The following is a 24,530-nucleotide window of genomic DNA, read 5'->3' as shown; positions in this document are numbered from 1 at the left end:
TGTTATCGGATTAGTGTGTTGTTATCTGTCTTGATAGCTTCAATCGGGCTTAACTTTTAACGACTTCCAAGCTAGCCAAAGCATCAAGGATAAAAAGACCGCGGCCATGGTGAACCATTGCAATGCATAGCCTTGGTGTTTCTGGGCTGACAGTGGAATAGGTGTCCAAGGTTTCGGTAAATTCATATTTGGTGTTACATCTGGCTGCAGTACTGCCGGTGCCAGTTGATGACCTATTTTCTCTGCTAAGGCCACGAGATTTAAATTTTGAAAACGGATCATTTCACGGTTTTCTACTGTAAATTGTTCCACATAAAGCTGGTCACTTAAGGGGTTAGTTTGGCGCTGATACACTCGGCCTGTGAGCTGATATTGCGCCGTAGGCAATGGCGTTAAATCGGGTAATATGCGGCGGTCTTTATTGGCAGCAACAAAGCCTAGTTCAACCATTAGCCATGGTTCTGTGGCCGATATGGCAAATACTTGATAAGCCAGATAACCCACTTGGCCGTTATACACTTGATTATCAAGCAGTAATATTTGTTCATTAACAGGCGTAGCCGTTACTTTAATGCGATAACCCGTTAGTGGGTCGCTGTTATCTAGCGCTAAAAAAGTGTGGTAATCCAATTCACTGGCCGCTTGCCTTTCACTTAAGGTGGCTTGCCAAGCTTGTTTTTGAATACCCCTATCGAGTTGCCATAAACCGAGCTTGACCAAAATAGAAAACACACTCACAGTAACAACTAGCAATAACCCAGTAGAAAGTCGCCAAACGCGCAAAGGAGAGCCCGTGGGAACCTTAGATACCTTAGTTATTTTCAAGCTTGTTTTAGTACTGCTGCTTGTATTCATATTATTTAATTTAGCCAGAGCCCTATTTATTATGGTTAAAGCGGAAAATAAACAATCTATGAGCCAATATTTAGGTCGTCGAGTGATCTTTTCTGCGTTAGTGATGTTGCTATTGTTACTGGCCTTAGGGTTTGGCTGGATAAGCCCAAACCCTAGACCGTACTAGCTTTACTGCTTTATAAGACGTACACGAAAATAAATAAGCATAACCACACCACATCAACAAAATGCCAATACCAACTTCCGGATTGAAAGGCGAAATGATTATCTGGGGTGAAGTGACCTTTTAGCACTCTAAAGAACAGAATTATCAGAAATACTGTACCTAAAGTGACGTGCATACCGTGAAAGCCGGTTAGCAAAAAGAAGGTGTTACCATAAATCCCTGAGGTGAGGGTTAGCCCCATTTCTTGATAGGCATGGACGTACTCTTCAACTTGTAAAAACAAGAAGCCGATACCCAGCAAAATAGTCAGCCCTAACCAAACCTTGAGCGCGCCGCGTTTTGATTTTTCTAACGACACATGGGCAAAGTGCAAGGTGACTGAAGAGGTCAGTAGAATGAGGGTGTTATACAGCGGCAATCCGCCCCAGCCCATGGCTTCAGTGGTGGTGCCATCTGGGGTTTTCACTAGCGGCCAAATGGCTTCAAATGTTGGCCACAATACCTCATGGGTCATGGCATTATTTGATGCACCGCCCAGCCAAGGTATTGCCACCATTCGAGCGTAAAACAATGCCCCAAAAAATGCCCCGAAAAACATGATTTCAGAGAAAATAAACCAGCTCATGCCTTGTCTAAAAGAGCGATCCATTTGCGCTGAATATAAACCTGACATTGACTCATCAATGATATTTTTAAACCAGCCAAACAGCATAAATATAATTACAGCAATACCCGCGATTAGGGTGTAGCCGCCAGAAGATTGTTCAGTTGAAAGTTGTTGGATGTAGGTACCTGCGCCAAATGCAATCAGAAATAATCCGATAGCGCCGGTAATTGGCCAGATGCTTTGTGCTGGCACGTAGTAGTTTTCATGTTTTGTTGTCATCTTGCTGCTCCTTGCTCTATGGCTGCAGTCTGCTTGTCTGTAATGTCATAGAGGGTATAAGAGAGAGTCAAAGTGTTAATGGATTCAGGTAAATCTGCATCCACGTAAAAAATTAACGGTAATTCAGCATCGGCCATTGCTGCTAGGGGTTGCTGATTGAAGCAAAAGCACTCGGTCTTATTAAAATAAGCCGCGCCTTGGCCGGGCGACACTGAAGGTATCGCTTGGCCAACGAGGCTATTTGAAGATAAGTTTTTCGCTAAAAACGCAGTACGGGTGAGTTCGCCGGGGTGAACCTGCATGCGGTTCACTTTGGGCACAAACTCCCATGGCATATTGCTTTGTACTTGGGCAATAAACTCAATGGTTACAGTACGGTCTTTATCAATCACCACCGCCTCGTAACTGCTGGCAGTGCTTTGGGGTTTTCCATTAATCCCCAAGGCATCGCACAGCACGTCATACAAAGGCACTAGCGCAAAACCAAAGCCGAACATACCTATTGAACCTAGAACTAGGCCAATAAGTAAATTACGGTTTGATTTTGTTGGCTGGCTCATATCATTTCACCTCAGGTGGGGTGGTAAATGAGTGATAAGGCGCAGGACTGGCAATAGTCCACTCTAATCCTTCAGCACCTTCCCATGGTTTATCCGCTGCTTTTTCGCCGCCCTTGATACATTTCAGTACCACAGCAAGGAAAATTAATTGCGATAAACCAAAGGCGAAACCACCAATGGAGACAATCTGGTTTACATCAGCAAATTGAATTGCATAGTCAGGAATACGGCGTGGCATGCCCGCAAGACCTAAAAAGTGCATTGGGAAAAACAGCACATTGACTGAAATCACGCTACACCAGAAATGCCAGCGACCTAAGGTTTCGCTATACATGTATCCTGTCCATTTCGGTAGCCAGTAATATGCTGCAGCCATAATGGAGAACACCGCGCCAGTCACCAGTACATAATGGAAATGCGCCACCACAAAGTAAGTATCATGGTATTGGAAATCCGCCGGGGTGATGGCTAGCATCAAGCCAGAAAAGCCGCCAATAGTGAACAAGATGATGAACGCAATGGCAAACAACATTGGGGTTTCGAAGGTGATTGAGCCGCGCCACATAGTTGCAACCCAGTTAAACACTTTAACCCCAGTAGGCACTGCAATTAACATGGTGCAGTACATGAAGAATAATTCTGCAAATACGGGCATCCCGGTGGTGAACATGTGATGTGCCCAAACTAGGAAGGACAAAATCGCAATACTTGAGGTGGCGTATACCATTGAGGCATAACCGAAGAGCTTTTTACGGCTAAAGGTGGGGATAATGGCGGAGATAATGCCGAATGACGGTAAAATCATAATATAAACTTCGGGGTGACCAAAGAACCAGAAAATATGCTGGAACATCACCGGATCACCGCCGCCAGCAGCATCAAAGAAGCTGGTGGCAAAGTATTTATCCGTCAGTACCATGGTTACTACGCCTGCCAATACCGGCATCACTGCAATTAACAAGAACGCAGTAATCAGCCAAGTCCAGACAAACAATGGCAGCTTCATCCAAGTCATACCCGGAGCACGCATATTAACAATGGTTACCACCACGTTAATTGCACCCATGATCGAGCTTATGCCCATAATGTGAATTGAAAACACAAATAATGCTGTGCTATCAGGGCTATAGGTTGTTGACAGTGGTGCATAGAAAGTCCAACCAAAGTTGGGCCCTCCGCCTTCCATAAATAGCGAGCTAAGTAAAATCGCAAACGCGAAAGGTAAAATCCAAAAGCTCCAGTTATTCATCCGCGGTAGTGCCATATCTGGCGCACCAATCATCATTGGAATGAGCCAGTTAGCTAAGCCGGTAAAGGCTGGCATGACTGCGCCAAATACCATAATCAAGCCATGGACCGTGGTCATTTGGTTAAAAAAGTTAGGTTCAACTAACTGTAAGCCGGGTTGGAATAACTCAGCACGAATGACCATGGCCATTGCGCCGCCGGTTAAAAACATAATGAAACTAAACCACAGATACATAGAACCGATATCTTTATGGTTAGTGGTTAAAACCCAGCGCATAATGCCTTTTGGCGCCCCATGATGATGGTCATCATGGTGATCGTCGTGAGCGGCTGGTGAATCTTGTGTAATTGTGCTCATTTTAATCCCTTACTTTCCGTGACCAACAACATCAGCAGCCTGAACTGCATCGCCAGAGTTATTACCCCAGGCATTTCGCTCATAAGTCACCACTGCAGCAAGCTGTTGTGGCGTAAGTAGCGAGTTAAATGCTTGCATTGCCGTACCAGGTTTACCATTGATGACAATATCAAGATGATCCGTCACTGGGCCGACGATAAGTGGGCTGCCCACTAATGAAGGGAACGCGCCAGGTAAACCAGTGCCAGCAGCTTGGTGACACGCAACGCAGCTGGTCATATAGACTTGCTCGCCCATGGTCATTAACTCATCCATCGTCAGGTCATCTAATACCACAGCTTTAACTTCTTCTACTGCTGGTGTTACCGCGTCAGTCACAGCTTGTGTTGCAGATGCTTCGACTTGTTCAGCTGAAGGTAAGGTCGCAGGTAAAGTCACAGGCGTTGCCGTGTCTGTAGTAGAAGCGGGTGTAGCACTTGAATTCGCCCCATTGCCACTCACATCAGCCGCTTGCACAGTATCACCAGAGTCATTACCCCAAGCATTACGCTCATAAGTGACTACCGCGGCAATTTCAGTTGCGGTTAACTGCTTAGCGAACGCTTGCATTGCTGTACCGGGCTGACCATTAACGACGATATCGATATGCCCAGACACTGGGCCTTTAATCATTGGACTGCCAATAAGGGAAGGGAAGACGCCTGGTAAACCCGCACCATTTGGTTGGTGACAAGCGGCGCAGCGACCCATGTAGATTTGTTCGCCCTGTGCCATTAACTCGTCAAAGCTAAGGGTTTGGCTAAGTGAGGCTTGTGCCGCGGCTTTAGCATCAACAGCGAGTTGCTTTTGCGCGATTAACCATTGATCAAAATCTGCTTCTGATACCGCTTCAACCACAATCGGCATAAAACCATGGTCTTTACCGCACAATTCGGCGCATTGGCCACGATAGGTGCCGATTTTATCAATTTTAGTCCAAGCTTCATTGATGAAACCAGGGTTGGCATCTTTTTTAACCGCAAATGCTGGCACCCACCAAGAGTGGATAACGTCATCCGAGGTCATTAAAAAACGCACTTTTCGGTTTATCGGTAAAACCAGCGGTTTATCAACTTCTAAAAGGTAGGTGTCGGTTTTATCTGCGGTGCCAGTAATTTGCTCTGCAGGGGTGGATAATAAACTGAAAAACTCAACATCTTCATTGAAATAGCTGTAATGCCATTTCCATTGCGAACCCGTCACTTTGATGGTCAGTTCAGCATCGCTGGGATCTTCCATCGCAATCAGCGTTTTTGTTGCTGGGATTGCCATGCCAATTAGAATTAGAAATGGCAATACTGTCCAAGCTATTTCAACCTTGGTACTGTCATGAAAGTCGGCTGCAACTGCACCCTTAGATTTTCTGTGATAGATCATGGAATAAATCATGATCCCAAAGACCACGACACCAATGGCGCAACAGATATACAAAATAATCATATGCAGGTCGTAAACCTGGCCACTGATCTCTGTTACACCTTGAGTCATGTTTAAGGGCATCTCTGCCGCTGTGAGTGGGGCTGCAAGCAACGCCACCATTAATCCGTACAACAATCGCTTCACAAGACTACTCCTCTGCTAATTGCGAATTGCAATTACAAAGAAAAGCCACACAGTAATACTCTGCTCTATGCAAACTTTTCATACCCGAAAAAGTTTGATCATTTCAAAGTACACGGTGGCTTTGAGCTTGAAAACTCAATTATGTTATTACGTTACGGTGCCACACTTGTACCTAATACTGAACTTATCAATTATATTTGACGCTTTACATTCAAGGCTTTCTATACCGCACGGTACCAGCTCAATCTTTTAATAGCGTTTGTATCTTTTTGACATTCATTCTCGGCAATACGATAAATTGTTACTGCCTTGTTAACTACATTACTTGGAGATTAAATATTGATCAAGATCACTTTATCATCTAATTCGCTGAAAAAAGTGCAAAAAAAAGCCCCTCAGCGTAGTGAAGGGCTTTTTTATTGATATTTTGCTAGTGAAACGAGGCAAGGTTTACCTGAGTCGGTACTGCTAAAGCTTGCGTTAATGGGTCGCCTTCGGGTAAGTGAGTATTTACATCTTCAATGATAAGCCCTTGGGCTAAGGCATTTTTGGCAACCAATTGAATGCGGCGATTATCTCGGGCATCTAATGGTGGTGTCCAAGTAATTACTGCACTTGAAGTACCGTTAGTGAGCGCTTTTTCCATTGCCCACAGGGTTTCGACTTCATCTTTGGTGTGAACTAACAATACTCTGTCCATACGCACACTGGCATTAGCAAGGATTTGCTTATAACCGATATGCGGTGGATTAATCAGTACAATCCAACGACCTTGCTGACTTAATATGGCTAACTGACTGCATAATTGAGTCAATTCAGTTAAGCCTTGGTTTTGGGTGCGCTTGGTTTCAATCCCTTGTTTAGTGGGTATCGAATCAGATGCCATATCTACCCATAATCCAGGGTGACGCGGTGCATTGCCTATTAATGTGTTCATAACCAACCTCCATTACGAATAACGCCAACAGCAAGCCCTTCAATCGTTAGGTTTTGGCAACTTAAATCAACTTTAATCGGCTCATATTCTGCATTTTCAGCATGTAAATAAATAATATTGCCTTTCTTTTCAAATCTTTTCACGGTTACATCGTCTTCAAGACGTGCCACTACAACTTGACCATTGGTGGCGGTTTGCATTTTATGCACTGCCAATAAGTCGCCCTCTAAAATACCAATGTCTTTCATACTGTCGCCACGAACACGTAGTAAAAAATTAGCATTGGGCTTAAACATTTCTGGGTCAACTTGGAAATACTGTTCAACATGTTCTTGAGCAAGGATAGGTTCACCTGCAGCAACTTGGCCGATAAGTGGCAAGCCTGCTTCAACTTCCTCTTCTACCTGCACCATGCGGATCCCGCGAGAGGTACCAGGAATAATTTCAATACAGCCTTTTTTTGCCAGTGCTTTTAAGTGTTCTTCAGCGGCATTGGCGCTTTTAAAGCCTAATCGAGTTGCAATTTCTGCACGAGTTGGCGGCATACCTGTTTCGGCGATATTACATTTAATTAGCTCTAATATTTCAGCTTGGCGTGGCGTTAAAGGTCTCATATTGATTCCTGTTTTTTTATACAGTGACTGTCATTATATACAGTATCGGTGGTCGCGCAAGTATTAACCAAATTAATTTAACTATTATCATCTAATTCTTGTTGGTTATATATGGGTGATAAGTTTAAGTTGCTGTAATTAAAGTTATTAATTTTATTTGGTTAATGAAGGGGAGTCAGATTTTTAAACCGATGAAATGGGCTATTTCTCACATCGTTTGTTTAAACAGTATATTTATACAGTACTGTTGATTGGAAAATAGGTTGGTTGTTACTCGGATATGACTATTTTTACTGAACAAATATTCTCTGTATAGACCCTTGTTAGTGAAACTGAATCATTATCTGGTATTCTATGGGCAATTAATTGATGTTGAATATGCGAACACTCATGTTAAAACCTGACTCAATCATTGCAAAATCATTACGTTGGATTCAAAAACTGATGGTACACACGGTTGTTGTGCCTGAAGATCCCTTTGCCGATCTGAACTTAGACCCTGATAAACCCGTGGTCTATGTGATGAAGACAGAATCACTCAGTGATATTGCGGCATTAAATGAAGTGACCGCCAAATATGGCTTGCCGAGTCCCTATGAGCGACTAGACGTTGATGGCTTAAATACCCCAAGAATTGTGTGTATTGAAGGTCGTAAGCCTTTATTTGGCAAGCGTTTAAGTGGCGATAAATTTGTCGATAACTTCACCAGCTTATTAGCCTTACATAAAAAAAATGATCAACTAGATATTCAATTGGTGCCAGTGAGTCTGTATTGGGGACGTATCCCTGGTAAAGAAGATGACACCATGACCGCAGCTGTGTTTGAGCGTGAAAACCCGACCTGGTTACGTAAATGGTTGATGATTTTGTTCTTAGGTCGCCATAGCTTTATTCAATTTTCAAATGCTATGTCGTTACGTTATATGGCTGACGAACACGGCACTGATGTCAGTATTGCCCATAAACTTATTCGTGTGGCGCGAGTGCACTTTAGGCGTCAACGTAAAGTGATGACAGGCCCACAACTGCCAAATCGTCAGGCAATGTTCAACTCATTATTAAAGTCTGATGCCATCGCTCAAGCGATAAAAGAAGAAGCGCTTAATAAAAAAATTCCTGAAGACAAAGCCCGCGAAAAAGCCATCCAGTATTTAGATGAAATTGCAGCGGATTACTCAGACAGCTTAGTGCGTATTGCTGAGCGCTTTCTCACTTGGCTGTGGAATAAGTTATACAGTGGTATTAGCATTAAAAGCGCTGAAAAAGTGCGTAAGCTACATCATGATGGCCATGAAATTGTTTATGTGCCTTGCCATCGTAGCCACATGGATTACTTACTGCTGTCGTATATTTTGTATTACCAAGGCATGGTGCCGCCGCATATCGCTGCCGGTATTAACTTGAACTTTTGGCCAGCTGGGCCGATGTTCCGCCGCGGTGGTGCTTTCTTTATTCGTCGCAGCTTTAACGGTAATAAACTTTATACCGCGGTGTTTCGTGAGTATTTAGATCAGTTATTTGCTAAAGGCTATTCGGTTGAATACTTCACCGAAGGTGGTCGTTCTCGTACTGGTCGCTTATTAGCACCTAAAACGGGCATGTTAGCGATGACTGTTAACTGTGTACTGCGGGGCATTGAGCGCCCAGTAACCTTAGTGCCAGTTTATCTTGGTTATGATCATGTGATGGAAGTGTCTACCTATCATAAAGAGTTAAGCGGTAAGAAAAAGCAAAAAGAATCAGTGTGGCAGGTCTTTGGTGCGCTGCGTAAATTAGGCAACTTTGGCCAAGGTTACGTTAACTTTGGTGAGCCTATCAACGTGCAGCAATTTTTAAATCAACAATCGCCAAATTGGCGTGAAGAAATTGCCCAAGATCCGGATCAAAAGCCATCATGGTTAACGCCAGCAGTAAATGTATTGGCCAATAAAGTGATGACTAACATCAATGGCGCTGCTGCAGCGAGTTCGGTGACATTAGCAAGTATGGCGCTGCTAGCTTCAGAGCAAAATGCCCTGCAGCGTAGCGAGCTTGAAACCCAGCTAGACCTCTACCTGAAAATCTTAAAGGATGTTCCTTATACTGAGTATGCATCAGTGGCCGAGGGCTCAGCCCATGACTTAGTGGAGCAATGTTTATCGCTGAATAAATTTACCTCAACCACAGATGCCATCGGCGAAATTATCGCAATTGAAGATAGCTCAGTGATCGCGATGAGCTATTATCGCAATAACATTATTCATCTAATGGCAGTGCCTTCATTAATCGCCAGTTGCTTGGTGCAATATGAAGAATTTAGCCGTGAAAAAATTCAGCAAATCGTTAATGATTTTTACCCATTATTAAAAGCTGAGCTGTTTATGGGCATTAATGATCTAAGCGCTTATGTGGATCAAGTGCTTGATTTGTTTGTTGAACAAAAGCTGATTTCCGGTAGCGATCACTTTGAAGTCAATCAAAGTAATGTCACCCAGTTAATGCTATTGTCCGCCACGGTCAGTGAGACCCTACAGCGTTACGCGATTATCTTTAATTTACTGGCTTACAAACCAGAAATTGAGCGTTCTGATTTAGAAAGCGCCAGCCATTTATTGGCTCAGCGTTTAGGTGCTTTACATGGAATTACCGCGCCTGAGTTTTATGATAAAAAACTCTACAATAATTTGAGTGTGAAATTAAAAGAATTAGGATATTTGTCGGGTAACGATAATCAATTTGAAGTCATCCGAATACGTGGTCATGCCAATGATATGCTGCGTTTATCTGTTCGAAAAACCATTGTTGATAGCGTCACAATGGAACATGGGTAATAACTAATTTTATGAGTTCGACACAATCTCAACCGCAAAATAAATCCTTATTGGGCGGTGCAATGATCATCGCCGGCACCACAGTCGGTGCTGGTATGTTTTCTTTGCCTGTGGTCAGTGCAGGCATGTGGTTTGGCTATTCATTAGTCATGTTAATTGGTATTTGGTTTTGTATGCTGGTGTCAGGTCTGATGCTACTTGAAACCAATTTACATTTTAAACCCGGTGACAGTTTTGACACCTTAACCAAGGTAACCTTAGGCCAGTTTTGGCGGATTATTAACGGGTTATCTATTGCTTTTGTGTTGTACATTCTGACCTATGCTTACATCAGTGGCGGTGGCTCGATTGTGAATCACACCCTTGCCGGTATGGGGATTAACTTACCTCAACCGATCGCAGGGTTAGTGTTTGCGGTCGTACTTGCTGCAGTGGTGATCATCAGTACCAAAGCGGTAGATCGCATTACCACCATTATGATTGGTGGGATGTTAATTACCTTTTTTCTCGCCATCGGAAATCTGCTAATTGATATTGATAGCGCAAAATTATTAATGCCAGATGGTGAGGCGAGTTTCTCTCCTTATATTTTAGCGGCGCTACCGTTTGGGCTTGCTAGTTTTGGTTACCACGGCAATGTGCCAAGCCTAGTTAAGTATTACGGCAAACAACCTAAAGTGATTTTAAAAGCCATCTTTATTGGTACTTTTATCGCCTTAGTGATTTATAGCTGCTGGTTAGTGGCGACCATGGGTAACATTCCTCGCAGTCAGTTCAGCGATATTATTGCCCAAGGCGGCAATATGGGCGTGTTAGTGGGCGCCTTGTCAGATGTGATGGCGAGTAAATGGCTTAATACTATGTTGACCTTGTTTGCTAACCTTGCGGTGGCATCATCATTTTTAGGGGTCACCTTAGGCTTATTTGATTACCTAGCTGACTTATTTGGTTTTGAAGAAAGCAATAATGGCCGCATTAAAACAGCTGCGATTACTTTTATTCCGCCGACAGTATTAGGTTTGTTATTCCCTAATGGCTTCTTAATTGCCATTGGCTTTGCGGCATTAGCGGCGACCATTTGGGCGGCGATTGTGCCAGCCATGATGGCATACAAATCGCGCAAAATGTTCCCTGATGAGAATAGCTTTAGAGTCCCGGGTGGCACGCCATTGATTGTGGTGATTATTGCATTCGGTGTCATCACCGGCGCATGTCATTTGTTGGCGATGGCTGATTTACTGCCAGTTTATAAATAATACTTTAGTTAGATAAAGCGGTGTTATAACACCGAAATGACCTCCAAAAAGCCCTTTAAAAAGGGCTTTTTTTATGGGCGCTTGCCAGCAAATAAGGATATAACGGTTAGCATTTTGACTAGAAACATGTGTAATTTACGACTTGTGACCGATAGTGACTAACCATGGCTTGTTGATATTGTTGTCTTCATAAGGCTATGATTTTAAGATGTATTTATTATTTTAATGTCATTTTTTACGCGAATAAGTAATCATTTTTGCCAACTCGACTTTAGCCTTAAAAGCGTCTTAACTTAAAGAGTGTTGTCATTTAGGTTTAGCTTAACGCTTTATTCTTATAAGTCATTATCAACAGCAGGGTGAGGTGTATGAAGGTGTCACACTATAAGCAAGGGCAACCTTGTTGGGTCGAACTTGCCAGTCACGATTGGTATGCCGCTAAAGCATTCTACCAAAGCCTATTTCAGTGGCAGGCTGATGATATGCCCATGCCTGAAGGTCATTACACCATGCTGCAGTTAGCGGGTGATGACATTGCGGCTATGTACCAAATGCCCAAAGAGATGGAGAGTTTGCCAACCCATTGGCAGCTTTATTTTGCCGTTGATGATGTTGAGGCGAGCATTAAAGCCATTAGGCTTGCGGGTGGACAAATTATTGCAGGCCCTCACTCTGTTGGTGATTCAGGTATTATCGCTGTGTGCCAAGATCCTGATGGCGCACGATTTTCAATCTGGCAGGCCATTAACCATATCGGCATTAAGCTCTCATTTGAGCCCAATACCTTGTGCTGGGTTGAATATATGTGCCGCGATCTGGCCACATCAACCGATTTTTATACCCAAGCGCTTGGCTTTGAGACTAACAGCCTTGATATGTCTGCAATGGGCATAGCTGATTACGTGCAATGGCTGGTGGATAAGCAAGCCATTGGCGGCATGATGGAAATGACCGCCGAGTGGGGCTATACGCCGCCCCATTGGATGCTCTATTTTAGTGTGCAAGATTGTGATGCTATGGCTCAAGATGCCCAAGCCTTAGGCGGGCGAATATGTGTTCCGCCAACGGATATTCCGGATGTGGGCCGCTTTGCGGTGATTGATGATCCCCAAGGGGGGACTTTTACAATTATTGCATTGACCGAGGTAGAGTCTGAAGTAGAATAATTTCTTTAAAGATACACTTTATTCTACTCAAGGAAGACTTATGACACTCACAAAGGATGAAAAGCTCGCCGCGATACAAAAGCAAATGCTGATGGTGGCAGTGATCGACTTTCCCGGCACTTTATTAATGGCTGCAGGTTTATATGGTTTGTTTGCAGGTTTTGATGCCGCGGCTTATCCACTATTAGCCAACCCAATGCTGATATTTGCCATGATTGGCATAGGCGGGTGCACTATGGCGTGGGGACTCGTTAAAATGCTTCAGCTGGCACGAGCAAAACAATTGCTATTGAGTGAGCAAGGTTAAAGCGAGTGGCATTGATTTAGCAATACCGCCTCTGTTTAATCAGTCTGTCGCGATTTAGTAAATCATTGTCTTGGCATTAAAAAAGGCGCTTTCGCGCCTTTTCTGTTTAGTACATGCTGATAAAAGCTAGTGACTAAGTTTACGGCCATAGATCAGTAAATAAATGGCAGGAATAACAAACAGCGATAGCAGCGGCGCAGTAACCATACCGCCCACCATAGGCGCGGCAATTTTTTGCATGACTTCGTTACCGGTGCCAGTACCCCACATAATTGGCAATAAGCCAAAAAAGATAGTCGCGACTGTCATGGCTTTGGGCCGAATACGCATTACAGCACCTTCAATCAATGCCTGACGTAAATCGCCTTTGCTATTGAGGTTATCTTTGCGTTTTCGATCTTTAATACTGTTATTGAGATACACCTGCATCACCACACCAAACTCAGCAGCCACGCCCGCAAGGGCAATCATCCCGACAGATACTGCAACCGAGAAGTTGAAATTAAGCAGATATAAAAACCATGCACTGCCCACTAAGGCAAATGGCAAGCTCAGCATTATCACCGATGCTTGGGCAAAGGAGTTAAAGGTTAGCATCAGTAAGATGAAAATCACTGCCAGCATTAATGGAATGACTAACTCCATCTTGGCTTCAACACGCTGCATATATTCATATTGACCGGCAAAACTGTAGCTATAACGTGCTGGCAAACTGATTTGTTGGTCTAAGGCTATTTGCGCTTGCTCAATATATTCGCCGATAGAAATATCCTTAATATCAACAAATACCCATGAAATTAAGCGGCCATTTTCACTGGCAAGCATGGGGGGGCCATCACTGATGCTGATGTCGGCTAAAACGCTTAATGGCAGATATTTACCGGTTTTGGTTAATACTGGTAAGTCTCTGAGCTTTTCGATGCTGTCACGTAACTCTCGTGGATAGCGAATATTAATTGGGTAGCGTTCTTGGCCTTGAATTGATTCCCCAACATTCATGCCGCCGATGGCGATTTGCACCACATCTTGAATGTCTCGCAGCGTCATTCCATATCGCGCTGCATTTTTCAGCTTGGGCTCGATATCGATATAACGGCCGCCGCTGCTTCGCTGGGCAAACGCTGAAGTCGTGCCCGGTACTTGGCTCATAACCGCTTCGATTTCAGCGCCAATTTTTTCTAACTCTGCCACATCTGACCCTGATATTTTTATGCCGACAGGCGTTCTAACCCCTGTTGATAGCATATCAATACGGGTTTTTATCGGCTGCACCCATGCGTTAGTCATGCCGGGCACTTTTACGGTTTGTTGTAGCTCGGCAATGATTGATTCAAGCGTCACGCCCTCACGCCACTCAGAGTGGGGCTTAAGCATTATGGTGGTTTCAAGCATGGTTAATGGTGCAGGATCGGTTGCTGTCATCGCGCGGCCCACTTTACCAAAGACCCTTTTGACTTCAGGGACGGTTTTAATCAGCCTGTCAGTTTGCTGTAAAATTTCAGCAGCTTTACCTGCACTGACACTGGGCAGGGTGGTGGGCATATAAAGTAAATCACCTTCAGCAAGTTCTGGCATAAACTCAGAGCCCATTTTTGTCATGGGATAGTAAGCACTGGCTAAAATGACCAGCGCGAATAAGATGGTGAATTTAGGAAAGTTAAGCACCAGTTTCAGTGCTGGCTGGTAAATGGCAATTAAAAATCGACTGATGGGGTTTTTACGTTCATCAGGGATATTACCGCGAACAAAATAGCCCATTAACACAGGAATTAAGGTGATGGCCAGTATTGCTGAAGACGCCATGGCAAAGGTTTTAGTAAACGCCAGTGGGTGGAATAAACGGCCTTCTTGGGCTTCTAATGCAAACACAGGAATAAAGCTTAAGGTAATGATCAGCAGGCTGAAAAACAATGCAGGCCCCACTTCAATAGAGGCTTCTTTGATCAATTGCCAGTGAGCTTCACCTTCGGGTGGTTTACCGTGCTCAGCCCGATAATGCTCTAAATGTTTATGGGCGTTTTCGACCATCACAATGGCGGCATCGACCACGGCGCCTATAGCAATGGCAATACCCCCTAGGCTCATAATATTGGCATTCACCCCCATAAAATGCATGATGATAAAGCTGCTTAATATGGATAATGGCAGGGTAATTATAGCGACAAGGGTTGAGCGAGCATGTAAGAGGAAGAGCAAGCACACTAGGCCAACAACCAGCATCTCTTCCATGACTTTATGCATCAGATTATCAACAGAGTTGAGGATAAGCTCGGAGCGATCGTAAGTGATCACTAGCTCAACGCCTTCAGGTAAGCCGCTTTCGATTTGCTTAATCTTTTGTTTTACATTGTTAATGGTTTCTAGGGCATTTTCGCCATAACGCATCACCACAATGCCGCCGACCACTTCACCTTTACCGTCAAGTTCAGCAATACCGCGACGGGCAGCAGGGCCTGTGCGCAGCTGCGCCACATCTTTCATCAATACTGGCGTGCCAGCATCTGATAACACCCCTAGGGGAATTTCAGCAAAATCGGCAATATTTTGTCGATAACCCGCTGAGGTGATCATGTATTCGGCTTCAGCCATTTCAATAACCGAGCCACCCACTGAACTATTAGAGTTAGTCAGGGCGTTTTTAACTGCCATTAAATCAATTTTGTATAGTGCGAGTTTATGTGGGTCGACCACGATTTGATAAGACTGCTCCATGCCGCCAATTGTGGCAATTTCAGAGACGCCTTCGACACTTTGCAGTTCAAGTTTTAAGAACCAATCCTGCAGTGATCTAAGCTGGGCTAAATCATGATTACCCTGTCTATCAACCAAGGCATATTGAAATACCCAACCGACACCGGAAGCGTCAGGCCCTAAAGTGGGGCTAACGCCCTCTGGGAGCTGATCTTGGGTTTGCGATAGGTATTCTAAAACCCGTGACCGAGCCCAGTAAATATCGGTATTATCTTCAAAAATAATATAAACAAATGAGTCGCCAAACATCGAAAATCCACGTACGGTTTTCGTCCCAGGTACTGCCAGCATCGCCGTTGATAATGGATAAGTAATTTGATCTTCGACTAATTGTGGTGCTTGACCAGGATATGACGTCTTAACAATCACTTGCACATCAGATAAATCCGGCAGGGCATCCAATGGAGTGGTGCGCATGGCTTGATAACCGATCACTGCCAGCACTAGGGTGAGTAATAACACCATTGCGCGTTGTTTTATCGAAGCACTGATTATTTTCTCTAGCATGAGAGTGCTCCTTAGTGGTTATGGGCTGCAGGCGCTTTATCTGCGCCGCTTAAGCGTAATAAACTGCCTTGGATACTGGCCTCTGAATCTAATAAAAACTGACCTGAAACCACCACATGATCGCCTTCATTAATGCCTGTAAGTATTTCAGCTTTGCCTTGGGCGATAATGCCGACTTTCACAGCGACAGAGGTGAAGCCGCTGTCGTTACGCTGCACCACCACCCGATTTTCTCGACCGGTTAAGATTAGTGCTTCGGTGGGAATGGTAATGATGTCGTGTTTAGGGCCGCCAAACAAAGACACATCCACTAAGGTGCCAGGTCTTAGGCTTTCATTGGGGTTTTCAAGTTTGACTCTGACGCGCATAGCTCGCGTGACGGCATCCAGTTCTGGATAGATATAATCAATGTCAGATTCAAGGGCAAATAAGCCTTGAGCCGAGGCAGTGACTTCTGCAGGACGGCCTTGCTCTAGCCAGCTTTGTTCATTTTCAAACACATCGGCAATGACCCAAACTGTGGATAAATCTACCAGTTCAATTAAGGTATTACCCGGTTGAATATACATGCCATCACGAATGTCCATTTGGCTGACAAAACCATCTTGGGGGGCATAAAAAGGCACTCTAAACACAGTTTCGCCGCTGGTTTCTAATTGCTTGATAATCCTTGATGACACCCCTAAAAGCGCTAAACGTTGGCGGGCTTTACGCTCCAGAACGCCGCCACGTTGATTATCTTGCTCCAAATAATCAAGGGCTTGTAAATAGTCATCTTGAGCATTAATCAGTTCAGGGGAGTACAACTCATACATTAACTGGCCTTTTTTTATTTTTTGGCCAACATTATTAATATGCAGTTTTTCCACCCAGCCGGTAACCCGAGCATGAACATGGCTAATGTTGTCTTGGTTATATTCTACTGTGCCGATGGTTTTGACTAGGCGCCATAAAGTGTCTTTTTCAGCTTGTTGAGTGCGCATGCCTAAGGCCTGCTGCATCCCACCAGATACACCCACCACGATTTCTTCAGTTGCTGCGCCCAGAGTGACTTTTTCTAAATTCATTCCGCAAATCGGGCAAGTGCCTTGGGTGTCAGACACAATATGCGGGTGCATTGGGCAGACATATTTAATGGTTGGCTCTGTGTCAGCGGTAATGAGGCTGGGTTTAACCGTATTAAACACTTTATCGGCAGCGCTATTGGTGGGTTGCACTGCGAGAGTTGCTAGCTGCTCATCTTGTGGATGCTGATGCTGGCTATGATCGACTTCTTCCTCTTCTTCTTTAACCACTAAAAACATATTGCACTTAGAGCAGCGATCGCCCTGTTGCTGGCTGCTAACTTCAGGATGCATGGGGCAGGTATAAGTGGTTTCAGCGCTATGGTCTTTGGCTATTTCAGGGCTGACTGCAGTTAACAACATATTGCACTTAGGGCAGCGATCGCCCTGTTGGTGGCTGCTAACCTCTGGATGCATGGGGCAGATATAAGTGGTTTTATCGTTATGGTCTTTGGCTATTTCAGGGCTGACAGCAGTTAAGAACATATTGCACTTAGAGCAGCGATCACCCTGTTGGTGGCTGCTAACCTCTGGATGCATGGGGCAGATATAAGTGGTTTTATCGTTATGGTCTTTGGCTATTTCAGGGTTGACTGCAGTTAAGAGCATATTGCATTTAGAGCAGCGATCGCCCTGCTGGTGGCTGGTAACCTCTGGATGTATAGGGCAGATATAAGTGGTTTCAGCGCTATGATCTATGGCTATTTCAGGGCTGACTGCAGTTAAGAACATATTGCACTTAGGGCAGCGATCGCCCTGTTGGTGGCTGCTAACCTCTGGATGCATGGGGCAGATATAAGTGGTTTTATCCTTATGGTCTTTGGCTATTTCAGGGTTGACTGCAGTTAAGAACATATTGCATTTAGGGCAGCGCTCGCCTTGTTGGTGGCTGCTAACCTCTGGATGCATAGGGCATGAATAGCTGGCTTTTTCTGCATCATGCTGATGCTTGTCAGTCGCAATATGACTATGTGTTGCTGCTGGTTGAGCAACGACTGGATTAGTGCATAACCCAGCTAGAAAACCCGCAATGGTGATCAATAAAATAGCGTGTTTCATAATAACCTCAAAATACGGCTGGCAAATAAAGCGAACCGTTTATAAAAACTGGAAATACTAGCAAGTAAAGGTATTCAGCTATGGCAAAGAGGACAGTGCTAGGCTGAAAATATTTTTGTTAGTGATTTAGCTAATTGGAGGTCGAAATGCTGGCAGGGGTTTATGGAAGAAAAAATGTGGCACTGCAGTGGCATCAGCCTTGCTGTTGACTGCTTTGGCGAGAAGGATATCAAATGTGAGCAAATGCCCTGTCATCGAGATAGTGATGCAGTGACCACAATCGATAGCGCAGCCATTTTGGCTGTCACAACAGCTTTGATCAGCTTTTTTCGATTGCAGCATCGAACTATCGTCACAACAATGAGTCGTTTTCTGCGGCGCTTGTTCTGTCATAGATGAATGACAATTAGGCTTCTCGGTACTCTTGGATTGCTTAAGATTGGTTTGGGATGTGTTGTCGTTAGACATTAACATCTCGGCTGGTGAGTGCACGAGAGGGTTAGCGACCATAGCGTAACCATTAGTTATCAACCCTTGGCCTAAGATGGCAAAGAGGGTGATAAAAACGATTAATTGGTGCGTTAACTTAGTGCTCATGCTTTTCCAAAGTGTGTAGCGATCAAGAAGAATTAAATAGCGCAATAATCTAGTGATAAATCAACAATCAAAGCCAAATTCAGTCGCTGGTACTCTGGCTTAATATAACCCGCAACAATATCTGCAGCAATAAACTGCTTCAGAATATTTATCCTCGCTCAAACTAACTAGTGGCGGAGGCTATAATGAGGCTATAGCACAATAGACCTGAGTTTTTTACAGTATATTGCAAAGGTAGGTTGATTGTCATTTTTGTGAAGACCATTTTGCGATATTGCTATAACTGTATTAAGTTTAAATGAGTTAAATTAATTATCATTAAGGCTCAATACTTAGATCTTGATCTCATTTTGAGCATATATTGGTAACTTATTAATTAAAACATGTTCTTAATTCGTTTTTTTATGGGCAAAACAACCTAGAATAGATTTACTATTTTTAGAACTTAAAATTTATATTTTAGAGTTTAAAAATTATAAATTATAAAACTGTTAACTGGAGATGTCCGATGAACTGGCGTGCACTATTTAAACCGAGCGCAAAATATTCAATTATCGCACTGATTGTAGTGGGTGTTGTTTTGGGTGTAGTGGGCTATTTCGCCACTCAACAAACTTTACATGCAACAAGTTCAGATGAATTCTGTATGAGTTGTCATAGCAATCACTCATTGAAAGATGAAGTACTAGCTTCAGCACATGGCGGCGGTCGCGCTGGTGTGACTGTGCAATGTCAAGATTGTCACCTTCCACACGGTCCTGTGGACTACTTGGTTAAAAAGATTATCGTATCTAAAGATTTATACGGTTTCGTAACCATTGATGGTTTCAACACGCAAGCTTGGTTAGATGAGAACCGTAAAGAGCAAGCGGATATCGCACTTAAGTATTTCCAAGCTAATGACTCTGCTAACTGTCAACATTGTCACACGCGCATCTATGAAAACCAGCCAGAGACTATGAAGAAAATGGCTGTAAGAATGCATGAGCGTAACGCTAAGCAAGAAGGCGACAAGAGAAAGACTTGTGTAGATTGTCATAAAGGTGTTGCTCACCCTTACCCTAAAAAGTAAGTGACGATTCATAATCAGGAGTGATGACCTGATTAAGTAAAAAAACCTCGCAATCGCGAGGTTTTTTTATGGCTGTGTTTCAATGACATCTAACTATTATTCAGCTTTATCAAGTTCTAGTACTTGTTGTCGGTACTCAAGTAAACCGAAAACCCCAAAAAAGTACACCTTAAGGTAATCAACTAAAGATAACTTAAGTAAGCTGCTAAACATGGTATGAAAAATAAGTAGTTGAAAGAAGTGCATTATTATTGTGATAAACAATAAGATATTCAACACTATGCTGACTTGGCCTTCAAACGGCATAAATACGTTATAAAACATCACTAACCACATGATTAAAGTTAAACTTTTACCACTGATAATAAAAAATTTCATGGGCTTCCTCTAAAGATTTGCTGCTTGTACGATGATGTTATTCATCAAGCTGATATTGAAATAAGCGATAAGTCACCTGACCGGCATTTTTTTGCTTGAGCTCAACCCAATGGTTTGGGATCGCTATCTGGGTTAAATCCGATTCAGTTTCTAGATAAATTAATGCATTCTCATTTAACCAGTTATGCTCAGCTAATAACGCCATAGTGGTATTGGCCAGTCCTTTACGAAATGGTGGGTCGACAAACACAATATCAAAGCCTTTATCGTCATTCAGACCTTGTTTTAGTAATGCCAAACTATCGCCACTGATGACATCGGCATTGTCACATTTTAAGGTTTGTAAGTTTTGCTTTAACTGTTTGGCGGCATTGCTCTGCAGTTCGCAAATACGTGCATAGCTGGCGTAACGTGATAACGCTTCAAGACTTAGGGCGCCACTACCAGCAAAGCAATCTAATACCCTTGCACCTCTGATATCGCTAGCAAGCCAATTAAACAAGGTTTCACGGACGCGATCAGTGGTTGGTCGTAACCCTTCTAAATCATGAATAGGTAGCTTTCGTGAACGCCATTGCCCTGAAATGATCCTGACTTGGCCGCTTGCGGACTTATTTTTGGACATTTTGCCCTCGTGATTTTGCCTGAACAAAGAAAGTGGTAGACTATGCAACCAATTAGAATACTCGATATTTTATACCAAACTGCCGTTTAAAGGTGAGGAATCCTTTTAACAAGTTTAGTATTGATGACTCGAGATAACTTCTCCGAATTTTATCGCTCATTTAGCATTGGTAGTAGACATGGCAAAGAAAGGTTTTTTTTCGTGGTTTCGTAAAGACAAAACCAAAGAGCAAGAGCGTGTTGCACAAGAGCAACGTATCGCAGAAGAGCAAGCTGCAGAGGCTTTGGCAAAAGAACAGGCCATTGCTGCTGAAGAAGCGGAGCGATTAGCTGAACAAGAACGCGCCGCAGAAGCTGAACGTATGGCTGAAGAGTTACGTCTTGCTGCAGCGGAAGAAGCACGTATTGCAGCAGAAGCTGAACATGTCGCTGAGCAACAGCGTTTAATTGAAGAAAGAAGCCTAGCAGAAGCCGAAGAAGCACATCTTGCTGCTAAAGCAGAACGTGAAGCCGAGCAACACCGTTTAGCGGTTGAACAGCAGAAATTAGCTGAAGAGCAACGCCTTGTCGAAGCAGAAGAGGCGCGTATTGCAACAGAAGCTGAACGTGTAGCAGAGCTGCAACGTGTAGAAGCTGCAGAACAAAGGTTAGCACAAGAGCAAAGCCTTGCAGAGGCAGAAGAACAAGCTCGATTGGCAGCAGAAGCTGAACGTGCAGCAGAGCAGCAACGTCTGGCAGATGAAGAACAAGCTCGATTGGCAGCAGAAGCTGAAGCGGCGCGTGTTGCGCTAGAAGCTGAACGAGCAGCTGAACGCGCAGCAGAGCAGCAACGTCTTGTTGAACAAGAGCAAGCTCGATTAGCAGCAGAAGCTGAAGCGGCGCGTATTGCACTAGAAGCTGAACGTGCAGCAGAGCAGCAACGTCTGGCAGATGAAGAGCAAGCTCGATTGGCAGAAGAAGCCGAAGCGGCGCGTATTGCACTAGAAGCTGAACGAGCAGCAGAGCAGCAACGTCTTGCTGATGAAGAACAAGCTCTATTAGCAGCAGAAGCTGAAGCCGCAGAGGTTGAAGAACTGCAACAGCAAGTGGATGAGCCTCAGGCTAAACCAGTAAAAGAGGGCTTATTTGCCCGCTTAAAGCGTGGATTACTGCGAACCAGTGAAAATATTGGTAGCGGTTTTATGGGGATCTTTCGCGGTAAGAAAATTGACGATGACTTATTCGAAGAACTCGAAGAGCAATTATTGATTGCCGATGTGGGCGTCGAAACCACCACTCGCCTGATTGATAATTTGACCTCGCAAGCATCACGTAAGCAACTTAAAGATGCCGAAGCGCTGTATGATTTATTACGTGACGAATTACAAACCATTCTCGACCCTGTGGCAGTCCCTTTAGTGCCTGAAAATGCAGACGGCCCATTTGTTATTTTAATGGTCGGTGTAAATGGCGTGGGTAAAACTACCACCATTGGTAAATTAGCAAAACAGTATCAAAAACAAGGCAAATCTGTCATGTTAGCGGCTGGTGATACCTTCCGTGCAGCAGCGGTTGAGCAATTACAGGTTTGGGGACAACGTAATGATATCCCAGTGATTGCCCAGCATACCGGCGCAGACAGTGCCTCGGTATTATTTGATGCATTACAAGCTGCCAAAGCGCGTAATGTTGACGTACTGATTGCCGATACCGCAGGGCGTTTACAAAATAAGAGTCATTTGATGGAAGAGCTGAAAAAAGTTGTTCGCGTCATGAAAAAATTAGACCCTAATGCGCCTCACGAGGTGATGTTAACGTTAGACGCAAGTACTGGGCAAAATGCCATTAGCCAAGCGCAGTTATTCCAAGAAGCCGTTGGGGTAACGGGGATCACCATAAGTAAATTAGATGGTACTGCAAAAGGTGGGGTTATTTTCGCCATTGCGGATAAGTTTAATATTCCGATCCGACACATAGGTGTTGGTGAGCAAATTGATGACTTACGTACTTTTAATTCCAGCGATTTCATCGAAGCATTATTTAGTCAGGAAAAGGCAGAATAGTCATTTATGATCCAGTTTGAGCAAGTCAGTAAGATTTATCCGGGTGGCCAAAAAGCACTCTCAGAAGTTAATTTTCACCTCCAACAAGGGGAAATGGCCTTTTTAACCGGACATTCTGGCGCAGGTAAAAGTACCTTGCTCAAATTGATCACTGTGATTGAGCGAGCCAGTGCCGGTAAAGTGTCGATTAATGGTCATGATATTGCCAAATTAGGCAAAAAACATGTGCCGTATTTACGTCGCAATATCGGCATGATTTTTCAAAACCACCACTTATTAATGGATAAAAGTGTATTTGATAATATTGCGCTGCCATTAGTGATTGAAGGCTTCTCCCACGGCGAGATCCGCAAAAGGGTTGCTGGCGCACTGGACATGGTGGGGCTGTATGGCAAAGAGCGTCATTTGCCCATCATGCTATCTGGCGGTGAGCAACAACGTGTTGGTATCGCCCGCGCCATTGTCAACAAACCGCCTTTATTACTGGCCGATGAACCCACAGGTAACTTAGATCCTAAGTTATCGATGGATATATTAAGGTTATTCGAAACCTTCCATGATTCTGGCACTAGCGTGCTGATCGCCACCCATGACTTAGGCTTGATTGCCCGGATGAAATACCGCACCTTAACCCTGCGTCAGGGCAAAATGCTTGGTAATGACGAGCTCTATTCTGCGACCACAGAAGGGCAAGTATAATGACCAGAAAAGTTAAAATTACCGCCAGTAAGCTGCCTTTTACGGGTCGAGTAGTGATGTTTTTTGTGCGCCACATTCAGCAAGCAATGGCGAGTGTGGGCGAGCTATGGCGCAACCCGGTGTCTTCTGTGATGACCATGGCGGTACTTGGGGTGAGCTTAAGCTTACCTGCAGCCTTGCAAGTACTGGTTAAAAATGCCGAGAACATCACCCAGTCATGGAATAACGCTGCCGAAATATCGCTATTTATTAACGAAGGCCGCAGCGAGCAATCGATTCAAAATTTAATTCGCCGTATTAATGTATACGCTGAAGTTGATGCGGTGGACTATATTAACCGCGAGCAAGCGCTAGAAGAGTTTCAGCGCTTATCAGGCTTTGGCGAAGCATTATCTTACCTTGATACTAACCCGTTGCCAGCCGTGGTGGTGGTCACACCTTTGGCGCGTCACTCGAGCCCTGAAGGGGCAAGACAACTATTAGTAAAGCTTGAGCGTGAGCCTGAAGTGAGCTTTGGCCGTTTAGATATTGAATGGCTTGAGCGCCTGCAAGCCATGGTCAGGTTAATTGAGCGCACGGTACTGGCCATTGCTGCGTTACTGGTATTAGCAGTGGTGTTAGTGATTGGTAATACTATTCGCTTAGCCATTATGAATCGCCGTACTGAAATTGAAGTCATGAAACTGGTCGGCGCCACAGAGTCTTTTATTCAACGGCCGTTTCTTTATACCGGTATTTGGTATGGGGTGATTGGCGGCGTGTTAGCTTGGGTTATTATCAATTTATTAGTCTGGTATCTTGATTCTGCTTTAGCTGAGTTGTTAGGCCTTTATGGTAGTCAGTTGCAAATTCAAGCCTTGAGTTTCTCTGAGCTGATTAAGTTAGTGCTGTTAGCTTCATTTTTAGGCTGGCTAGGTTCATACTTATCGGTAAGGCAGCATTTACGTGCCATTGAACCTTCTTAGGACTTG

At 44.0% G+C, this 24,530-nt stretch carries 21 protein-coding genes; 9 read left to right on the top strand and 12 right to left on the bottom strand.

Annotation, left to right across the window (positions count from 1 at the left end; all coding sequences use genetic code 11):
* Positions 1 to 39 precede the first annotated feature (39 nt).
* The gene (locus BM739_RS05500; protein WP_368483150.1) at positions 40 to 783 is read right to left on the bottom strand and encodes an SURF1 family protein; all 744 of its coding nucleotides are present in this window, start codon (positions 781 to 783) and stop codon (positions 40 to 42) included.
* Positions 784 to 793: 10 nt separating this feature from the next.
* Between BM739_RS05500 and BM739_RS05495 the strand changes: the two genes are divergently transcribed.
* Complete coding sequence (locus BM739_RS05495; RefSeq protein ID WP_076538217.1) at positions 794 to 1,021, top strand: DUF2909 family protein; 228 nt, start codon at positions 794 to 796, stop codon at positions 1,019 to 1,021.
* A gap of 10 nt (positions 1,022 to 1,031) precedes the next feature.
* On the opposite strand, the gene BM739_RS05490 is transcribed toward BM739_RS05495, so the two are convergent.
* From BM739_RS05490 to lexA, 6 genes are all read right to left on the bottom strand, one after another.
* Entirely contained in the window at positions 1,032 to 1,907 is an 876-nt protein-coding gene (locus tag BM739_RS05490; RefSeq protein ID WP_076538215.1) for a cytochrome c oxidase subunit 3, read from the bottom strand.
* On the bottom strand, positions 1,904 to 2,467 hold the full coding sequence (locus tag BM739_RS05485) for a cytochrome c oxidase assembly protein (RefSeq protein WP_076538213.1): 564 nt from the start codon (positions 2,465 to 2,467) through the stop codon (positions 1,904 to 1,906). The genes BM739_RS05490 and BM739_RS05485 overlap by 4 nt, the downstream gene beginning before the upstream one ends.
* Before the next feature lies 1 nt (position 2,468).
* Positions 2,469 to 4,073 (bottom strand): cytochrome c oxidase subunit I, encoded by a 1,605-nt coding sequence (ctaD, locus tag BM739_RS05480; protein ID WP_076538211.1) that lies wholly within the window; start codon positions 4,071 to 4,073, stop codon positions 2,469 to 2,471.
* A 9-nt stretch (positions 4,074 to 4,082) separates the two neighbouring features.
* Complete coding sequence (gene coxB, locus BM739_RS05475; protein ID WP_076538209.1) at positions 4,083 to 5,675, bottom strand: cytochrome c oxidase subunit II; 1,593 nt, start codon at positions 5,673 to 5,675, stop codon at positions 4,083 to 4,085.
* Between the two features lie 430 nt (positions 5,676 to 6,105).
* A complete protein-coding gene (locus BM739_RS05470; RefSeq protein WP_076538207.1) occupies positions 6,106 to 6,612 on the bottom strand; it encodes a cell division inhibitor SulA in 507 nt (168 codons plus the stop codon).
* Positions 6,609 to 7,226 carry a transcriptional repressor LexA gene (lexA, locus tag BM739_RS05465; RefSeq protein ID WP_076538206.1) on the bottom strand — a complete coding sequence of 206 codons (618 nt, stop codon included), beginning with the start codon at positions 7,224 to 7,226 and terminating at the stop codon, positions 6,609 to 6,611. Before lexA ends, BM739_RS05470 begins: the two co-directional genes overlap by 4 nt.
* A 390-nt stretch (positions 7,227 to 7,616) precedes the next feature.
* On the opposite strand from lexA, the gene plsB reads away from it, so the two are divergent.
* From plsB to BM739_RS05445, 4 genes are all read left to right on the top strand, one after another.
* Entirely contained in the window at positions 7,617 to 10,037 is a 2,421-nt protein-coding gene (gene plsB / locus BM739_RS05460) for a glycerol-3-phosphate 1-O-acyltransferase PlsB (protein ID WP_076538204.1), read from the top strand.
* An 11-nt stretch (positions 10,038 to 10,048) separates the two neighbouring features.
* On the top strand, positions 10,049 to 11,293 hold the full coding sequence (gene mtr, locus BM739_RS05455) for a tryptophan permease (protein WP_175609489.1): 1,245 nt from the start codon (positions 10,049 to 10,051) through the stop codon (positions 11,291 to 11,293).
* A gap of 368 nt (positions 11,294 to 11,661) precedes the next feature.
* Positions 11,662 to 12,459, top strand: coding sequence for a VOC family protein (locus BM739_RS05450; protein WP_076538200.1), 798 nt, complete (start codon positions 11,662 to 11,664; stop codon positions 12,457 to 12,459).
* A 40-nt stretch (positions 12,460 to 12,499) separates the two neighbouring features.
* Entirely contained in the window at positions 12,500 to 12,766 is a 267-nt protein-coding gene (locus BM739_RS05445) for a hypothetical protein (RefSeq protein WP_076538198.1), read from the top strand.
* A 126-nt stretch (positions 12,767 to 12,892) separates the two neighbouring features.
* Here BM739_RS05445 and BM739_RS05440 read toward each other — a convergent pair whose 3' ends face one another.
* The 3 genes from BM739_RS05440 to BM739_RS05430 form a co-directional block, all read right to left on the bottom strand.
* A complete protein-coding gene (locus tag BM739_RS05440) occupies positions 12,893 to 16,024 on the bottom strand; it encodes an efflux RND transporter permease subunit (protein ID WP_076538196.1) in 3,132 nt (1,043 codons plus the stop codon).
* Positions 16,025 to 16,035: 11 nt separating this feature from the next.
* Entirely contained in the window at positions 16,036 to 18,147 is a 2,112-nt protein-coding gene (locus BM739_RS05435; protein ID WP_076538194.1) for an efflux RND transporter periplasmic adaptor subunit, read from the bottom strand.
* A 126-nt stretch (positions 18,148 to 18,273) separates the two neighbouring features.
* On the bottom strand, positions 18,274 to 18,744 hold the full coding sequence (locus BM739_RS05430; protein ID WP_076538192.1) for a hypothetical protein: 471 nt from the start codon (positions 18,742 to 18,744) through the stop codon (positions 18,274 to 18,276).
* A 508-nt stretch (positions 18,745 to 19,252) separates the two neighbouring features.
* Between BM739_RS05430 and BM739_RS05425 the strand changes: the two genes are divergently transcribed.
* Positions 19,253 to 19,816 carry a NapC/NirT family cytochrome c gene (locus BM739_RS05425; RefSeq protein WP_076538190.1) on the top strand — a complete coding sequence of 188 codons (564 nt, stop codon included), beginning with the start codon at positions 19,253 to 19,255 and terminating at the stop codon, positions 19,814 to 19,816.
* Positions 19,817 to 19,912: 96 nt separating this feature from the next.
* Here BM739_RS05425 and BM739_RS05420 read toward each other — a convergent pair whose 3' ends face one another.
* Both BM739_RS05420 and rsmD read right to left on the bottom strand, forming a co-directional pair.
* Positions 19,913 to 20,194, bottom strand: a complete 282-nt coding sequence (locus BM739_RS05420; RefSeq protein WP_076538188.1) for a DUF1145 domain-containing protein — start codon at positions 20,192 to 20,194, stop codon at positions 19,913 to 19,915.
* Positions 20,195 to 20,231: 37 nt separating this feature from the next.
* Positions 20,232 to 20,819: a 16S rRNA (guanine(966)-N(2))-methyltransferase RsmD gene (rsmD, locus tag BM739_RS05415; protein ID WP_076538186.1), complete on the bottom strand. Its 588-nt coding sequence runs from the start codon at positions 20,817 to 20,819 to the stop codon at positions 20,232 to 20,234.
* A 178-nt stretch (positions 20,820 to 20,997) separates the two neighbouring features.
* Between rsmD and ftsY the strand changes: the two genes are divergently transcribed.
* From ftsY to ftsX, 3 genes are read left to right on the top strand one after another with little or no spacing between them, the layout of a single operon-like run.
* On the top strand, positions 20,998 to 22,860 hold the full coding sequence (gene ftsY / locus BM739_RS05410; RefSeq protein WP_076538184.1) for a signal recognition particle-docking protein FtsY: 1,863 nt from the start codon (positions 20,998 to 21,000) through the stop codon (positions 22,858 to 22,860).
* 6 nt (positions 22,861 to 22,866) lie between these two features.
* The gene (ftsE, locus tag BM739_RS05405) at positions 22,867 to 23,559 is read left to right on the top strand and encodes a cell division ATP-binding protein FtsE (RefSeq protein ID WP_076538182.1); all 693 of its coding nucleotides are present in this window, start codon (positions 22,867 to 22,869) and stop codon (positions 23,557 to 23,559) included.
* Complete coding sequence (ftsX, locus tag BM739_RS05400) at positions 23,559 to 24,524, top strand: permease-like cell division protein FtsX (protein WP_076538180.1); 966 nt, start codon at positions 23,559 to 23,561, stop codon at positions 24,522 to 24,524. The genes ftsE and ftsX overlap by 1 nt, the downstream gene beginning before the upstream one ends.
* The last annotated feature ends 6 nt before the right edge of the window (positions 24,525 to 24,530 follow it).

Origin of the sequence: Shewanella sp. UCD-KL21, from assembly GCF_001957135.1 — a bacterium.
Lineage (GTDB): Bacteria > Pseudomonadota > Gammaproteobacteria > Enterobacterales > Shewanellaceae > Shewanella.
Note: the sequence above shows the minus strand (reverse complement) of the source record. Positions and strands in the feature narration are given on the sequence as shown.

What these genes read in the sequence shown, in the direction of transcription:
- BM739_RS05490 (WP_076538215.1), bottom strand. Translation starts at nt 1,907, where the DNA reads ATGACAACAAAACATGAAAACTACTACGTGCCAGCACAAAGCATCTGG.
- BM739_RS05485 (WP_076538213.1), bottom strand. Translation starts at nt 2,467, where the DNA reads ATGAGCCAGCCAACAAAATCAAACCGTAATTTACTTATTGGCCTAGTT.
- ctaD (WP_076538211.1), bottom strand. Translation starts at nt 4,073, where the DNA reads ATGAGCACAATTACACAAGATTCACCAGCCGCTCACGACGATCACCAT.
- BM739_RS05470 (WP_076538207.1), bottom strand. Translation starts at nt 6,612, where the DNA reads ATGAACACATTAATAGGCAATGCACCGCGTCACCCTGGATTATGGGTA.
- lexA (WP_076538206.1), bottom strand. Translation starts at nt 7,226, where the DNA reads ATGAGACCTTTAACGCCACGCCAAGCTGAAATATTAGAGCTAATTAAA.
- plsB (WP_076538204.1), top strand. Translation starts at nt 7,617, where the DNA reads ATGTTAAAACCTGACTCAATCATTGCAAAATCATTACGTTGGATTCAA.
- mtr (WP_175609489.1), top strand. Translation starts at nt 10,049, where the DNA reads ATGAGTTCGACACAATCTCAACCGCAAAATAAATCCTTATTGGGCGGT.
- BM739_RS05450 (WP_076538200.1), top strand. Translation starts at nt 11,662, where the DNA reads ATGAAGGTGTCACACTATAAGCAAGGGCAACCTTGTTGGGTCGAACTT.
- BM739_RS05445 (WP_076538198.1), top strand. Translation starts at nt 12,500, where the DNA reads ATGACACTCACAAAGGATGAAAAGCTCGCCGCGATACAAAAGCAAATG.
- BM739_RS05440 (WP_076538196.1), bottom strand. Translation starts at nt 16,024, where the DNA reads ATGCTAGAGAAAATAATCAGTGCTTCGATAAAACAACGCGCAATGGTG.
- BM739_RS05435 (WP_076538194.1), bottom strand. Translation starts at nt 18,147, where the DNA reads ATGAAACACGCTATTTTATTGATCACCATTGCGGGTTTTCTAGCTGGG.
- BM739_RS05430 (WP_076538192.1), bottom strand. Translation starts at nt 18,744, where the DNA reads ATGAGCACTAAGTTAACGCACCAATTAATCGTTTTTATCACCCTCTTT.
- BM739_RS05425 (WP_076538190.1), top strand. Translation starts at nt 19,253, where the DNA reads ATGAACTGGCGTGCACTATTTAAACCGAGCGCAAAATATTCAATTATC.
- BM739_RS05420 (WP_076538188.1), bottom strand. Translation starts at nt 20,194, where the DNA reads ATGAAATTTTTTATTATCAGTGGTAAAAGTTTAACTTTAATCATGTGG.
- rsmD (WP_076538186.1), bottom strand. Translation starts at nt 20,819, where the DNA reads ATGTCCAAAAATAAGTCCGCAAGCGGCCAAGTCAGGATCATTTCAGGG.
- ftsY (WP_076538184.1), top strand. Translation starts at nt 20,998, where the DNA reads ATGGCAAAGAAAGGTTTTTTTTCGTGGTTTCGTAAAGACAAAACCAAA.
- ftsE (WP_076538182.1), top strand. Translation starts at nt 22,867, where the DNA reads ATGATCCAGTTTGAGCAAGTCAGTAAGATTTATCCGGGTGGCCAAAAA.
- ftsX (WP_076538180.1), top strand. Translation starts at nt 23,559, where the DNA reads ATGACCAGAAAAGTTAAAATTACCGCCAGTAAGCTGCCTTTTACGGGT.